General features: G+C 56.7%; 6 protein-coding genes and 4 pseudogenes. 5 read left to right on the top strand and 5 right to left on the bottom strand.

Annotation, left to right across the window (positions count from 1 at the left end):
* Positions 1 to 16 precede the first annotated feature (16 nt).
* The 4 genes and pseudogenes from ACHHV8_RS00860 to ACHHV8_RS00845 form a co-directional block, all read right to left on the bottom strand.
* Positions 17 to 984, bottom strand: a pseudogene (locus ACHHV8_RS00860) (ABC transporter permease).
* Positions 985 to 1,501: 517 nt separating this feature from the next.
* Positions 1,502 to 1,897, bottom strand: coding sequence for a helix-turn-helix transcriptional regulator (locus tag ACHHV8_RS00855; RefSeq protein WP_395155913.1), 396 nt, complete (start codon positions 1,895 to 1,897; stop codon positions 1,502 to 1,504).
* The gene (locus ACHHV8_RS00850) at positions 1,809 to 3,806 is read right to left on the bottom strand and encodes a PDC sensor domain-containing protein (RefSeq protein ID WP_395155911.1); all 1,998 of its coding nucleotides are present in this window, start codon (positions 3,804 to 3,806) and stop codon (positions 1,809 to 1,811) included. Before ACHHV8_RS00850 ends, ACHHV8_RS00855 begins: the two co-directional genes overlap by 89 nt.
* A 15-nt stretch (positions 3,807 to 3,821) precedes the next feature.
* A pseudogene (locus ACHHV8_RS00845) lies at positions 3,822 to 5,869 on the bottom strand (molybdopterin-containing oxidoreductase family protein).
* 472 nt (positions 5,870 to 6,341) lie between these two features.
* On the opposite strand from ACHHV8_RS00845, the gene ACHHV8_RS00840 reads away from it, so the two are divergent.
* The 5 genes and pseudogenes from ACHHV8_RS00840 (at position 6,342) to ACHHV8_RS00820 (ending at position 12,495) form a co-directional block, all read left to right on the top strand.
* Positions 6,342 to 7,340, top strand: a complete 999-nt coding sequence (locus ACHHV8_RS00840) for a substrate-binding domain-containing protein (RefSeq protein WP_395155909.1) — start codon at positions 6,342 to 6,344, stop codon at positions 7,338 to 7,340.
* A pseudogene (locus tag ACHHV8_RS00835) lies at positions 7,337 to 8,802 on the top strand (sensor histidine kinase). Before ACHHV8_RS00840 ends, ACHHV8_RS00835 begins: the two are co-directional and overlap by 4 nt.
* A pseudogene (locus tag ACHHV8_RS00830) lies at positions 8,777 to 10,136 on the top strand (response regulator transcription factor). Before ACHHV8_RS00835 ends, ACHHV8_RS00830 begins: the two co-directional pseudogenes overlap by 26 nt.
* 295 nt (positions 10,137 to 10,431) lie before the next feature.
* Positions 10,432 to 11,916 carry a sugar porter family MFS transporter gene (locus ACHHV8_RS00825; protein WP_395155907.1) on the top strand — a complete coding sequence of 495 codons (1,485 nt, stop codon included), beginning with the start codon at positions 10,432 to 10,434 and terminating at the stop codon, positions 11,914 to 11,916.
* A 306-nt stretch (positions 11,917 to 12,222) separates the two neighbouring features.
* A complete protein-coding gene (locus ACHHV8_RS00820; RefSeq protein WP_395155905.1) occupies positions 12,223 to 12,495 on the top strand; it encodes a MarR family winged helix-turn-helix transcriptional regulator in 273 nt (90 codons plus the stop codon).
* A gap of 446 nt (positions 12,496 to 12,941) precedes the next feature.
* On the opposite strand, the gene ACHHV8_RS00815 is transcribed toward ACHHV8_RS00820, so the two are convergent.
* Entirely contained in the window at positions 12,942 to 13,943 is a 1,002-nt protein-coding gene (locus ACHHV8_RS00815) for a YhgE/Pip family protein (protein WP_395163390.1), read from the bottom strand.
* Positions 13,944 to 13,954: the final 11 nt, after the last annotated feature.

Raw genomic sequence — 13,954 nt, 5'->3', positions numbered from 1 at the left:
TCCCCTCCCTTCGCTTCTAAAATATCCCCGAATGTCCCGCACGCTTGGCCAGATGGTTCGTCGTCACGATCAGGATGATCCCGATGACCGATTTGAACAGGCCGACGGCCGTGCTGTAGCTGAACGCCCCCTGCGTAATCCCGACGGTGTATACGTACGTATCGAATACGTCCGCTACGTTCCGGTTCAGCGCGTTGCTCATGAGCAGGATCTGCTCGAACCCGCGGTCGAGGAAATTGCCCATCCGCAGAATCAGCAGCACTACAATCGTGCCGCGGATCGCCGGCAGCGTAATATGCCACAGCTGGCGGAGCCGGCTTGCGCCGTCCACGATCGCCGCCTCATACTGCTCCTGATCGACACCGGCTAACGCGGCAAGGAAAATAATCGTGCCCCAGCCGACCTCTTTCCATAAGCTTTGCGAAATAATGAGCGGCCGAAACCAGCCTTCACTCGTCAAAAAGTCGATCTTAGCCCCTGTCGCCTGGGCGATCAGCTCATTCACCACGCCGCCCTCGGTCGTCAGCATCAAGTAGGTGATGCTCGCCACAATGACCATCGAAATAAAATGAGGGATGTAGATGATCGTCTGAATGAACCTTTTATAGAAGGACTTCCGCACTTCATTTAACAGCAGAGCCAGTACAATCGGAGCCGGGAAGAAAAAGATAATGTCGTACAGTCCGAGCACCAGCGTGTTTTTCATCAGCCGGAAAAAGACCGGTCCTGAAAAAACTGCTTGAAATTATCGAAGCCGACCCATTCGCTTTGGAAAAAGCCGAGAAACGGCTGATAGTTTTTAAAAGCCAGCAGCACGCCCCACATCGGCACATATTTGAAAACTACGAAATAGGCCAGGCCCGGAAATAAAAGCAGCAGCAAATATTTGTCGTGAACAATCCGGCTCCATAAGGAACCGTTGGAACGAATCCCCGCTGCGGGCAGCCGTGCGGGGAGCTCTTCTGCTGGTGATGATTTGACCATGGTCTCACTCCTCGTCTATCCGGTTTTAGTTAATGGCATAAAGTAATGCATGTTGTTAGGCTGCTTGGGAGCTTTCCTTAGTGCCTCGCTCCGGGCTGGCTGCCGGGAGCTCCTTCTCGGAGCCTTGTTCCGTGTGGTTTGCTTGAAGCTCTTCCTTAGCGCCTTGCTCGGCGCTTTTGGATAATTTAACCTTATACAGCGGGGATTTTTCCAACAACTATACTTTTTTGAAAGCGCTATTTTGGGCGCTTGGATTTTTTAACGCAATTAGCACTTTTTTGAAATCGTTGATAGATCAAGGTTTTTCCCGTTTTGGCCGCAGCCGCGGTGGCCTTTAAAAGAGAACTCTGATTCGAAGCTGCTTCCGCTGGTGGTGCCCCCGCGTATGAGCCTGCTGATCAAGGCAAGCAGCCTCTAAGAAATTCGCTTTGCCCGAAAGCTGCTCATGGCTCCTACACTAAAAAAAGCCGGGACCTGCTGCAAAACAGGCCCCGGCTGAAACATCCATATGCAGTTTTTAACCGCTTCGGCTCAGCTCCCGGTATTGGCTCGGTGTCGTGCCGAGGTGTTTTTTGAAAATCCGGTTGAAGTAGCTGTGCTGGTAGCCGACGGCTATAGCGACGTCATTGATCTTGAGCTCGGTTTGCTGCAGCAGCTCCTTCGCTTTATCCATGCGCAGCTCCGTTAAATAATCGATAAAATTCGTTCCCGTCACCTGCTTGAACCACTTGCTCAGCGTCACCGCGTTCAGTCCGGTATGCTCCGCACAGCTGTCTAGCGAAATATCGTCCATATAATGCTTCTGCAAGTAGATCATCGCGCTTTCAACCGCGCGCTTGAGCTGCACATCCGAGCGTGCGTCCAGCTCCAGAATGAAAGGCTGTACGAGCTTGCTGCCGAACCAGTCGAGCATTTTCTTCGGCTCGCGGATCTGAGTCAGCTGCTCGTACAAATTGGCGGTGCCGAAGACGCGGCCGGGATCCATTCCCAGATGGCGGATCGCATGCAGGATACTGCCCAGCAGCTGCAGCATGCCCTGCTGCACGTCGATCTCCTTCCCTCCCCGCTCCAGCAGCGCTTCGAGAAACGACGCGATAAGGAACTGCGCTTCCTGCTGCTGCCCGGTTCCGAATGGCCTGGATGATCTCCCGCTCCAGCGCAAAAGGATACCGCTGTTCGCCGATTTCCTCCGCCGTCAGTATCGAATCGAGATCAATGATCTGATTCTCGTTCTCGAAGTTACGGTACCCGAGCGCCTGCTTCGCCTCCTCGTAATGGGAAGGCACCTGCGAGATGGACGCCGACGGCTTCCCGATCGTAACGGAAACCTGCAGCCGCAGCATCCGGTTGATCGCCTGCGCCAGCTCATCGCTCAGCGCATGCAGCTCGGCCTTGTACGGCTGGTTCGCCGGAAGCATGATCAGCAGGCCGATGGACAGATCGTGGAAGTTCATGACATCGGCCTGCTTCATCCGGCTGCGCGACAATTCCTCGATAATATTGGCCGCCGCGAAAGTAACGAGACCCTCGTCTCCCTGAGAGAAACGGCCCTCCAGATTCGTAAACCCTGTCAAATGCACGTGCATGACCAGAAACTGGCGGCCGTCCACCTCCCAGCCGAGCGCCCGCATCCGCTCCAGCAGATCCTCCTCCGAGTAAGAGTAAAGAAAGCCCTGCACCAGCTGAAGCAGAAAACCTTCCTTCACGTGAGGCAGCTGCTCCTCCAGCTTCGTTTGCAGCGTATGGCTCTCCCGCGAGAGATGGAGCCACTCCTTCTCGATCATTTTAAACTCGTCGTTGGTCTCGGCCGAGCCTCCCGCGAACAGCTTGTCTCCCGTCAGGATCGTTACGAGCCGGTCGATCGGCGAATAAATTTTGCGCGAGGCGAGCCAGGATAGTACTACGGCAAGCAGCAAAGCCGCACAGCTGACCGACAGAATGAGCTTGGAAATAAAGTCGACAGGCTTCGTAATTACGCTGATCGGCGAGGCGGACACATACGTCCACTCCGTGCCGATCCGGACGAAGTTACCGTACGATACCGTATACGTGCTGCGGTTCCAGTCGAGCAGGAAGGAGCCCGTCTTCTGCCCCCGCTTCAGCACTTCGCCCCGCAGCGTTTCATCGAAGGACGCCGCCGGTTGGGAAGCGCTTCCCGAACTGGACAGTAAAACCTCGCCGTCATCTTGCATCAGAAAGGTTTCCCCGACGTTGTACGGAGTGAGCGTTTTCAACATGCCCGAGACCTTCTCCTCGTTCAGCCGCACGAGCAGCGCGCCGAACGGATGCAGATCGGCCCCCGGTATTTTATGCACCAGCGTCAAATCCTTCTTCTCCGGAACGCTCGGATTGGCGGCCAGCTTGGCCCAGAACGCGAGCTTGCTCTGACTCAGCAGCTGAGTATAAGTTTGAACCGTATCGGCATTAGTAATTACGTCATATTCCGGTCCGAACCGGAGAGGCTTGGGGGCGTTCAAATACAGCTCTACCTGCTTCGCCAGCGGATTGGAGCCTTGCATGACGCCTAACGTCTTGGTAATGTCGCGGGCCACCTCGAAATCCCGGAAAAAATTCGTTTCCGTCAGGCTGCTGTTAAACTTCGGATCGAATGCCCAATGAGCGAGCGAAGTCTCCATATAAGAGAATTGATCGTCGATGTTCGCCGCTCTTTGAATAATTTGGTTTTTATGAAGCTGGAGCAGCTCGTTCTCGAGCCACCCCCCGCCCATCCAATAAATAAGACCTCCGACTATAATACCCGGAATACTGGAAATAATTAGAATCAAGATCAAGCTTTTACGGAAAAATACGCCTTTGCCCAAATAGCTCGCACTCCTTTACCCGAGTTTTGCCACCTGCACCCTTCCCGAGAAAAAGGTGGCGCCTCCTCCCATGTCCGCTACGCGGTCCGGCGTCAATGCATTGACCGCCCGCTTGCTGCCCGGCACATCCGCCCACAAGCCCTGGCTGACCACCACGCCCGGAAGCACATCCTCTCCCACCGATGCGGTAAGCTCGCATTCGCCCCTTGCGTTAAACACCCGGGCCGGGCCCCATGGGCTATGCCGAGCCGTGAAGCGTCCGCTTGGTTCATGTGAAGCTTCGGCGTTTTCTCCATCCGGGCGTGCTTCTCGTTGTGAGCGAACGTCGAGTTGAGGAAATTGTGATTCGGCGCGGGAATGAACAGAAACGGCATCGCTTCGTCCTCGCACAGCGGCGTGTACGTCGGCAGCGGCGGAAAGCCTTTCTTCTCCATCGTTTTGGAGTACAGCTCGATTTTGCCGCTCGGCGTCTTCAGCCTTCCAGGAAACAGCGGCTCCACCTTCGCCTTCATGAACTGCTTCTCAACAAGCGCTTCGTAGGTGATCCCGCTGATCGCCGGATTGCGCGGATTGTCCAATGCCTGCCGGATCATATCGGCTTCAGTGTCCTTGAACGGCGCATCCTCGAAGCCCATCGCTTCCGCCAGCAGACGGAACACCTCCACGTTCGATTTGCTCTCCCCGTAAGGCTCGATAACCGGCTGTTGAAGCTGAATATAATGATGCCAATAGGAGCGGTAAAAATCGGTATTCTCGAAGGCCGAGGTCGCCGGCAGCACAATATCCGCATACTTCGCCGTTTCCGTCAGGAACAGCTCGTGGACGACCGTGAACAGATCGTCCCGCTGGAGCCCCTGCCTCACCTTGTTCACCTCGGGAGCGACCACCGCAGGGTTCGAATTATAAACATAGAGCGAGCGGACGGCAGGCTGCCGCTCCTCCAGCAAAATGCGCCCGAGCAGGTTCATGTTCAGCCGCCGGGTGCCCTTGGCCAGCAGGCCCGGCCGCTGCAGTGCCGCTGCATTATGGTCCAGCACCGCGCCGTTGCCCTTGATCGCGCCGCCTCCCCGGTGCAGCCACTGCCCGGTCAGCGCGGGCAGACAGGCGATGGTGCGGATGCACATGCCTCCGTTGTCGTGATGCTGCGGGCCGTTGCCGATGCGGATCAGCGACGGGGAAGTTTCCCCGTACATCCGGGCCAGACGGAGAATATCCTCCGCCGGGACGCCGGTAATAGCGGATACGGTGTACGGATCGTACGCGCGGACATGCTCCCGCAGCTCCTCGCAGCCTACGGTATACTGCCGAAGAAACGGTTCATCGGTCAGATTCTCCGCGAATAGAATGTGCATGATGCCCAAAGCCAGCGCAGCGTCCGTGCCGGGCTGAATCGGAATAAACCAGTCGGCCCAGCGGCCCGTCTGATTCCGGTGCACATCGATCACCACAATTTTCGCGCCGTTCTTGCGCGCCTGCTCGGCAAGCACGACCTGATGCATATTCGTGCTGACCGTATTGATTCCCCACATAATAAACAGCTTCGCATGGACCGTCTCCTCCGGATCGGTGCCTACGCTGCTGCCCATGGTATAGTGGTAGCCTTCGGTGCCTGCGGCCTGGCAGATCGAATAGAGCAGACGGCTCGCACCCAGACGATGAAAGAAACGCCGGTTCATCCCTTCGGTGCCGATGCGTCCCATATTTCCGTAGAAGCTGTAGGGAAGAATCGACTCCGCCCCTTCTTCAGCAATCAGCTGCTTCCAGCGGCTTGTAATGGTCGCTAGCGCTTCATCCCAGCTGATGCGCTCGAAATGCCCTTCACCCTTCCTGCCCACACGCTTTAGCGGATAAAGCAGCCGCTTCGGGTCATAGATGCGCTCACCCATATGGCGCACTTTATTGCAGATCGCCCCCCGCGTCACCGGATGGGACGGATCTCCTTCGATTTTGACGATCTTCCCGTTCTTCTTCGTCACCAAAAGTCCGCATTGGTCCGGACAGTCCAGAGAACATACGGACGGAAACACTCCGTCAGGCTGATGCACATCATTCAACGCTGTCATGAAAAAAACTCCTCTCCCGCCTGCTGCGCAACCATTTATATAAAGTACAGATAAGCAAAGCACAGTTACAAATACAATCTCTATCACAAATGATAAGGAACGGGTGCCGACAAAACAAGTTTTATTTCATCCGTACGGTCCAGGCTCTCCGGCGGCCCCGCGGGTACGACCGGCGGCCGCTCAGCGCTGCAACGCAGCTCGCCGGCCCTTCCCTAGGACGAGGCCATTGAAAAAGTCACCGCTGCGAGTACGAAACATTCTCCAATCGCGGTTGTCCCTATATTTCTCTGATTAACTTCCGCTCTTAGCGGTTGAAATCCAGGGACAAAGGCGACCGCTCTCGCTTTCACAGAACGATTCCGTACTTCTCCGCAAGCTTTCAGCGGCCTCGTATAGGACTGGGGATCGTTTTGGTTTGTCCCGCGATTTTTGTATAATGAGCCTATAACTATCGTAATCAAGCGGAGGCCAGATGTCGAATCGCACAGGATTTATAGGACTCCTTTTTCTCAGCATTGCCTTTGCCTTTCTGCTGGCGCAGTTCATTCTGTCCACGCTGCAGATCCGGCAGCTCGTACAGCCTCTGAATCCAGGCGGCGCGGAGCAGCCTCCTTCCCGCCGCATCGTGCTGATCTCCCAAGAGCTCGACAATCCGTTCTGGCGCGCCGTAGAGCAGGGAGCTCGCGAAGCATCGAGCGCTTACGGATTGGAGCTGGACTACACCGGCCCGTTTCGGATCCATGCGGAGGAGCAGATCAAGCTGCTCCAAAAAGCCGTCGCCTCCAAGGCAGACGCTATCATCCTGCAGGGGATCGGCGACCCCGCCTATCGGCAGTGGATCGACCGCGCCGTCGATCAGGGCATTCCCGTCATCGCCGTCGACACCGACGAGCCGGACAGCAAGCGGCTGGCCTATGTCGGCACCGATAACCTCGAGGCCGGACGACGCATGGGCGAGATTGTCATCCGCTCCGCCGCGGGGAAGCCTGCGCAGATCGGCGTCCTCGTCGGCAGCGACGCCGAGAATCAGCAGCAGCGGCTCGAAGGGTTCCGCGCGGCGATCAGCCGTTCGCCCGAGCTTCAGCTGGCTGAGGTGAAATCGTCGCATATTTCCAGGCTGCAGGCGGCACGCCAAGCGGAAGATATGCTGACGCGCCTGCCTCAGCTGAGCGTGATGGTCGGCTTGAGCGCACTGGACGGCATCGGCATCCGGGAGGCCGCCGCCCGAGCCAAGCGCCCGGATGTCCGGATTTTTGCCTTCGACGATCTGGAAGAAACCGTCGAAGGGATTCGGCAGTGCGCCATAGCCGCTTCCCTCGTTCAGCAGCCCGCCGAGATGGGGCGCAATGCAGTATCGCTGCTGCACGATTATTTCGGGGGACAGCGGCCGGAGCCGCAGCATTTTACCGTGACGTCAGTGCTTGACCGGAGCACTTTGGGAGCCGGGACAGCGGGAGCGGCCTGCCGATGACCATACGACGGAAGCTGCTGCTGTTTATTCCCCTGCTGGTGCTGCTGGCCAATTCGGTCACCTTCTTTTTGTTTCAGAGCAGCCGGATCGTCCAGCAAAGCTACGATCTGATGATGAACCGTATTCTGCTCTACCAGCAAACGACGCAAGCCGCGGACCAGCGGCTGAAGACGCTGTACGCCTCGCTGTTGAACCCGGCCGTCACACCAGCGGCCAACGGGCAGGCTGAGGCCGTAGACGGGCTTGCCGGTCTGCGCGACAAGCTGCTTGAGCAGCGGAGCGGGGCCGCACGGACTTCGGAGCTGACAGGCTATGTGCATATGCTCGATACCTTTATCGAGCAGGAACAGGCTGCAAGAACCGCAGCGCAATCGCAGGACGGGGCCGAAGCGCTGCGCCAATACGAAGAAGCCGAACGGAACGGCAGGCTTCCTCCGCGAAGAAGAGCAGCAGCTCGTCGATCTGGAGCTGACGTCGTATCAGCCGGCCTTCCGGCAGATCCAGGAGGAGAACGCCCGGATGAACCGGCTCGGCGCCGCCGTCTTTGTAGTCAACACCCTAATGGCCGTGCTGCTCGCCTATTGGATTTCCCGCAGCGTGACGGGCCCGTCAGCCGGCTGGTGGCCATGGCCCGGCGCATAGCCAAGGGCGATCTGAATGCCGCCCCTCCGGAACTAAGTACGAAGGACGAGCTCGGTGTGCTGTCCGATGCGTTCCGGCAGATGCTCGGCGATCTGCTTGTGCTGATCGAGAAGGACAAGCAAAGCTTAGAAAAGGACAGGCTCGTAAAAGAGCTGGAGCTCCAGGCACTGCAAAGCCAGATCAATCCGCATTTCTTGTTCAATACGCTGAATGTGCTGTCCAAGCTCGCACTCCTCGAAGGAGCGGAGCAGACAAGCGACCTGATCGTGTCTATGTCCAACCTGCTGCGCTACAGCCTGCGGCGGCTGGATCAGCCTGTGACCCTGCAAGACGAGCTGACGCACGTGCAGGAATATTTCGCCATTCAGCAAGCCCGCTTCCGCGACCGGGTCCGCTTCGAGCTCAAGGCGGACGAGTCTGCGCTTGGAGCGGAAATACCGGCGCTGACGATTCAGCCGCTCGTGGAGAATGCGTTCCTTCACGGTATTGAAGGCATGGAGCATGGAGCCGAAATCCGGCTGAGCATTACCACCGCGGAAACGGGGGAAGCCGTCATTTCCGTGACGGATAACGGTAAAGGCATGAGCGAGGAGACCAGAGATGCCCTGCTTCGTCTGGAATCGCCGGCAGAACCGCGGCAGTCGACCGGTATAGGACCGTCAACGTGTTTAAGCGGCTTCTCCTGTTCTACGAGCGGACCTCTCTCGATTCGCTCGTCTCGCTGGAGAGCCGTCCCGGACAGGGGACGACCGTCACGATCCGTATTCCCCGCAGAAAGGAGGCTGACCCATTGCATGTACCGATTGCTGATCGCCGATGACGAGGCGCTGGAACGCGAGGGGCTGGAGTGGATTATCCGGCGCCATATGCCGGAAACGTTCGAGGTCATTCATGCCGGGAACGGCCGTGAAGCCATCCAGCTCGCCGAGGAGCATCGTCCCCATGTGCTGTTAATGGACGTCAATATGCCGGGTATTCAGGGCCTGGCCGCCCTGCGGGAAATCCGCTCCTTCCTGCCGGATGCCAAATCCGTGCTGGTCACGGCTTACGATTATTTCGCCTACGCCAAAGAGGCCCTGACGTTAGGGGTCAAGGAATATATCGTAAAGCCCGCCCGCCGGGAGCAGGTGGTCCGGACATTGCAGCAGCTCGTGGAGGAGCTCGACCGGGAGAAGCTCAAACGGGCCGAGGAGCTGAAGCTGCGCGACCGCGTGTCCCGGCTGCAGCCGCTGGTCGAGAATGAGCTTGCCCTGATGTTCATGGTGGATCAGGTGCTGGACGCGAATGTGGAGCAGCTGGCCGATTGGCTCGATTTCCCCCTCGACTGGGGAACCGCGCTGGTCGTCGCCTTTCCCGAGCAGGTCTACTCGCTGGATAAGAAAAAAATTTACGATGCCGTCCGCGGCTTCGCCAAGCATCACGCGGCTTTCTCCTGCATCGTCAGCTCTCTCATCGACCGCCACATGGCGATTTTTGCGCACAGAGACCCGGACGACCGTGAGCCGGGATGGAGCCGGCTGCTCGGCCAATACGGACAGAAGCTATGCGAGCTGGCGGAAAGACAGCTCGGCTGCACCGTCTCCGTCGGCATCGGCACCTCCCGGCATGGCGCGGACGGCCTGCGCACCTCGTATTTCGAAGCGGTATTCGCATCAACCTATGAGGATTACGGCCATGTGTGCCACTTCGAGCAGCTGAAGCAGCCGGGAAGTCCTTCCGCTCCTGCGGATGAGCCAGACGCCGCACGGCGGTGGACACGGCGAGAATATCGCGAGCCGCTCTTACGTTATTTCGGCGCTGCAGCGAATCCGCGAGGAACGCGAGCAGCAGACTTTGAGCGTGCTCGACCGGGCACAGGGCTATATCCGGGAACGCTTTACGGAAGAGCTCTCGCTGGAGGAAGTCGCCGACTTCGTCCATTTGAACCCTCATTACTTCAGTAAAGTATTCAAGCAGCAGGTCGGCGAAACGTTCATTGATTTCTTGACGGGACTGCGCATTGAGAAAGCCAAGGAGCTCATCCTGTCCGAAAAGCTTAGTCTCAAGGAAGTCTGCTTCGCGGCAGGCTACAACGACCCGAACTATTTCAGCCGCGTCTTTAAGAAAGTGACCGGCCTGACCCCGACCGAATACAGGGCGCAAGCCAAAGCCTAGTTAAAAATCCATGTTCCCTCAGCGGATGGACATGGATTTTTTTGCGTTCCGGAGAACAAAATTATGCTACTTGCCGACGGCCCTTCTCCAAATCGGTCCCCAGCCCATTTTAATGCGGCAAGAACACAATTTAGTGCTGTTGATTCGAAATAAGCGGCTTCCCGCCGCATGCTATAATGAATCTCGCTTCCCTATGAAGCGCAGGAGAGGATACTTCAATCATATCATTAAAGCCCTTCCATAATTCCCCGTTCAAGGGGTTATCGATGCTTGAATTGAAAGGAGATGCGCTGCAATGAGCTCCACAGCCAGCATGCCAAATGAACCGCAGCAGGTAAGTATGAAATTCGTCACCCTCGTTTCCATTGTAGCCGCCTTGGGCGGATTGTTGTTCGGCTTCGATACGGCCGTCGTATCGGGCGCTATCGGTTTTATGCAGTCCAGGTTTGATCTGAATGAAGTCGAGGTCGGCTGGGCCGTATCCAGCTTAATTATCGGCTGTATCGTCGGAGCCGCCGGGTCCGGCGTCATGAGCGACCGGTTCGGCCGCAAAAAAGTGCTGATTTTCGCCGCGATCCTTTTTATCATCGGCTCACTCGGATCCGCGCTGCCCGATACGTTCACAGGCTATATTATCGCCCGTATGATCGGCGGTCTCGGTATCGGCATCACTTCCACCCTGTGTCCGTTGTACAACGCGGAAATCGCACCGGCCGCCTACCGCGGCAGGCTAGTAGCGCTGAATCAATTCGCCACGGTCACCGGTATTTTCCTCGTCTACTTCGTGAACTCCGGCATTGCCGGCTACGGAGACGACGCGTGGGATATTGCAATGGGCTGGCGCTGGATGTTCGGCATCGGCGTTCTCCCCGGCCTGCTGTTTCTGATTCTGTTGTTCTTCGTGCCTGAAAGCCCTAGATGGCTGATCAAGCAGGACAGGCCGCTTGAAGCGCTGCCAATTCTGCTCAAAATCCACGGAGACGATCTCGCCAGACAAGAAGTGCTGGACATTAAAGCTTCATTTAAGGAAGAGAGCGGTTCGCTGCGTCAGCTGTTCCAGCCTGGTCTGCGGGTCGCGCTGATCGTCGGTGTCGTGTTAGCGGCTCTCCAGCAGGTAACCGGCATTAACGCCGTAATGTATTACGCACCGGAAATTTTCAAAGCGACAGGCGCCGGAACGAACGCTTCCCTGGTGCAGACGATTCTGGTCGGACTTATTAATTTCCTGTTCACGATTCTGGCGCTGTGGCTGATCGATAAAGTCGGCCGCAAGGCACTGCTGCTCGTAGGCTCCGGCCTGATGACGCTCAGTCTTGCCGTCATTGGCGCAGCCTTCCATACAGGGCATACGTCAGGACCGCTCGTTCTCATTTTCATTCTGCTCTATGTCGCTTCCTTTGCCGTTTCGCTGGGACCGGTCGTCTGGGTCATTCTGTCCGAGATTTTCCCGAACCGCATCCGCGGCAAAGCAACGGCCATCGCTTCCATGGCTCTCTGGATGGCGGATTATATCGTGTCCCAGTCGTTCCCTCCCATGCTCAATACGGCGGGACCCGCTATGACGTTCTGGATCTTCGGGCTGATGTCCCTGTTCACCTGCTTCTTTACCTGGCGCGTCGTACCGGAGACGAAAGGACGCTCGCTCGAAGAGATCGAAACGCTCTGGACCGACGGCTCTGCCGCTTCTGCCGCTTCTCCCGCTTCTTCCGCTTCTACCGCTGCCAAGCCTCAGGGAGATTACCCTGATCCGGAGTCCGGGGCATGGGTCAACGGCAAATAAAATAAATAAGACATGTTCAAGGCTGCCTGCGGAAGGCAGCTTTTTTCTTTACCCGCCAATTGCAGCTTTCCATTCCATATGAAAATACAGAAAAGCGATGCTTAGCGGCTAGACTTTTCTGCAACGATACTCCTCACTTTCCTTAAGACTTTCCCGAGAGCCTCAGTCCTCTTCAGCCTGCGGCGCTTCCCCCTCAAAGTGATTGTATGATACAATTACTTTGACATTGACTTTGTCCCTTCTTTATCGATAAATTACTAGGAGATGTACAGAATACAAAGTAACTCTAAAAAAAGGTGAGGCCCTATGAAAGACAATGACTTGGTGGAAATCATCAATTACCAAATGGCTATCCTCGTTCGCCGCGGCACCTCCGCCGTCAAGCTCGGCAATCTGGAGCGTTCCCATTATCTTTTGCTGCAGCATTTGTCGGATTTCGGGGCTATCGGCGTCAAAGCGCTGGCCGACGAATTTCATCTTGACGTCTCCACCGTGAGCCGTCAGGCAGCCGCCCTGGAAGCCAGGGGCTACGTTCAGCGTTTGCCCGATCCCGACGAACCGGCGGGCAAGCTCCTTTGAGCTTACGGAGCTCGGCCGGCAGGAGCTGGAGGAAACCCGCCAGGCGCGCATTCAGCGATACAACCGGCTGCTGTCCGAATGGTCTCACGAAGACCGGGAAAAATTTGCCGAGCTGCTGTCCCGGTTCAACCGGACGTTTGTCGAGTAGGAACAGCCGGCAGCAGCTTATTGTTCATCATCCGCTTCAATGCCGGCCCGGCCGCCTCGCTAAAGAGAACCGCTAAAAAACCGCTACGAAGCGTATAGAGGTATGGAGCATGGCTCGACCGCCGGGGTTCGACCGTTGAAGTCCCGGATTTTTCCGGTCCGTTTTAGACGGTCATTAAATCCAGAAACTGAGGCGGATGCCTGCGCTTTGAAGCACGACTTCCGCATTCTCCCTCCTTCTTTCTCGGCGGTTCCTCCCTGCAGCCGGCTTTTTGGCCTGCTCGCCACTTCCCTTCCACCTAGGAGATCAGCTTCGTCTGCTTCGCCTTCTCCGCAACCTTCCTCGTATAGCCGCTCAGCGGCTTTTTCAAAGCCAGCGCTACGACGTAGCAGAGTAATATAAATCCGATCAGCATCACGATATCCCGTATCGCTGCGCGCCATAAAATGCCCCCGACCGCCTCGCGCATGGCGCCGACCGCATAGGTAAAAGGCACGAACGGATTCAGCCTTTGAAAGAAAACGGAAGAAGTGCTGACCGGAAACGTCCCGCCGGAGCTCGAAAACTGCAGTACCAGAAATATAATCGCAAGCCCTTTCCCGATATTGCCGAACACCGAAACGAGCGTATAGGTGATCGTAACGAACACCATGCTGATCAGCATCGCAAACAGGACAAAGCACAGCTTGTTCACCACATACGTTCCAAGCAGGAAGAAGTCGCCCAGTGATACTATCAGCGCTTGGCACAACCCGATCGTAAGAAAAATGCACATACGGCCGAAGTATACCTCGTAGCTTTTATACCGATGATCCCCGTCCTCCACATCGACTCTCATTAACGATACCAGCAGCATCGCCCCGACCCATAGCGACAATGTCGTATAAAAAGGAGACATGGCCGAGCCATAGTTCGGAATCGGGAACTTCTTCTCTTCTTTAATTAGTACAGGGTTCGCGAGAAAATCGCTCTCCTTGGTCGTATCGTTCTTCAGCCAGTCCAGCAGCTCGTCGAGGTTTCCCTGTCCCTGCAGCTGCCGGATCTGATCCGCCGCCTTATGGACGGCCTCCTCGAAGCCGGGCAGGTCGTTACGAACCAGCTCCGCCGTCCGGTGCACCGCATCCTCCACCTCGGGAAACCGGTTCTGGTACAGATCGGAGATGCTGTGCAGCTCCGCCTCGGCAGCCGGCAAATCGTTGCGTACAAAATCCGCCGCATGATGCAGCCTCTGTTCGGCCTTAGGCAGGTCATTGCGGATCAACGGTGCAGCTTCGTTCACCGCCGCTGCGAATTCATCCATCCTGCTTTGAA

The organism is Paenibacillus sp. TAB_01 (assembly GCF_043945595.1).
GTDB lineage: Bacteria > Bacillota > Bacilli > Paenibacillales > NBRC-103111 > Paenibacillus_S.
Note: the sequence above shows the minus strand (reverse complement) of the source record. Positions and strands in the feature narration are given on the sequence as shown.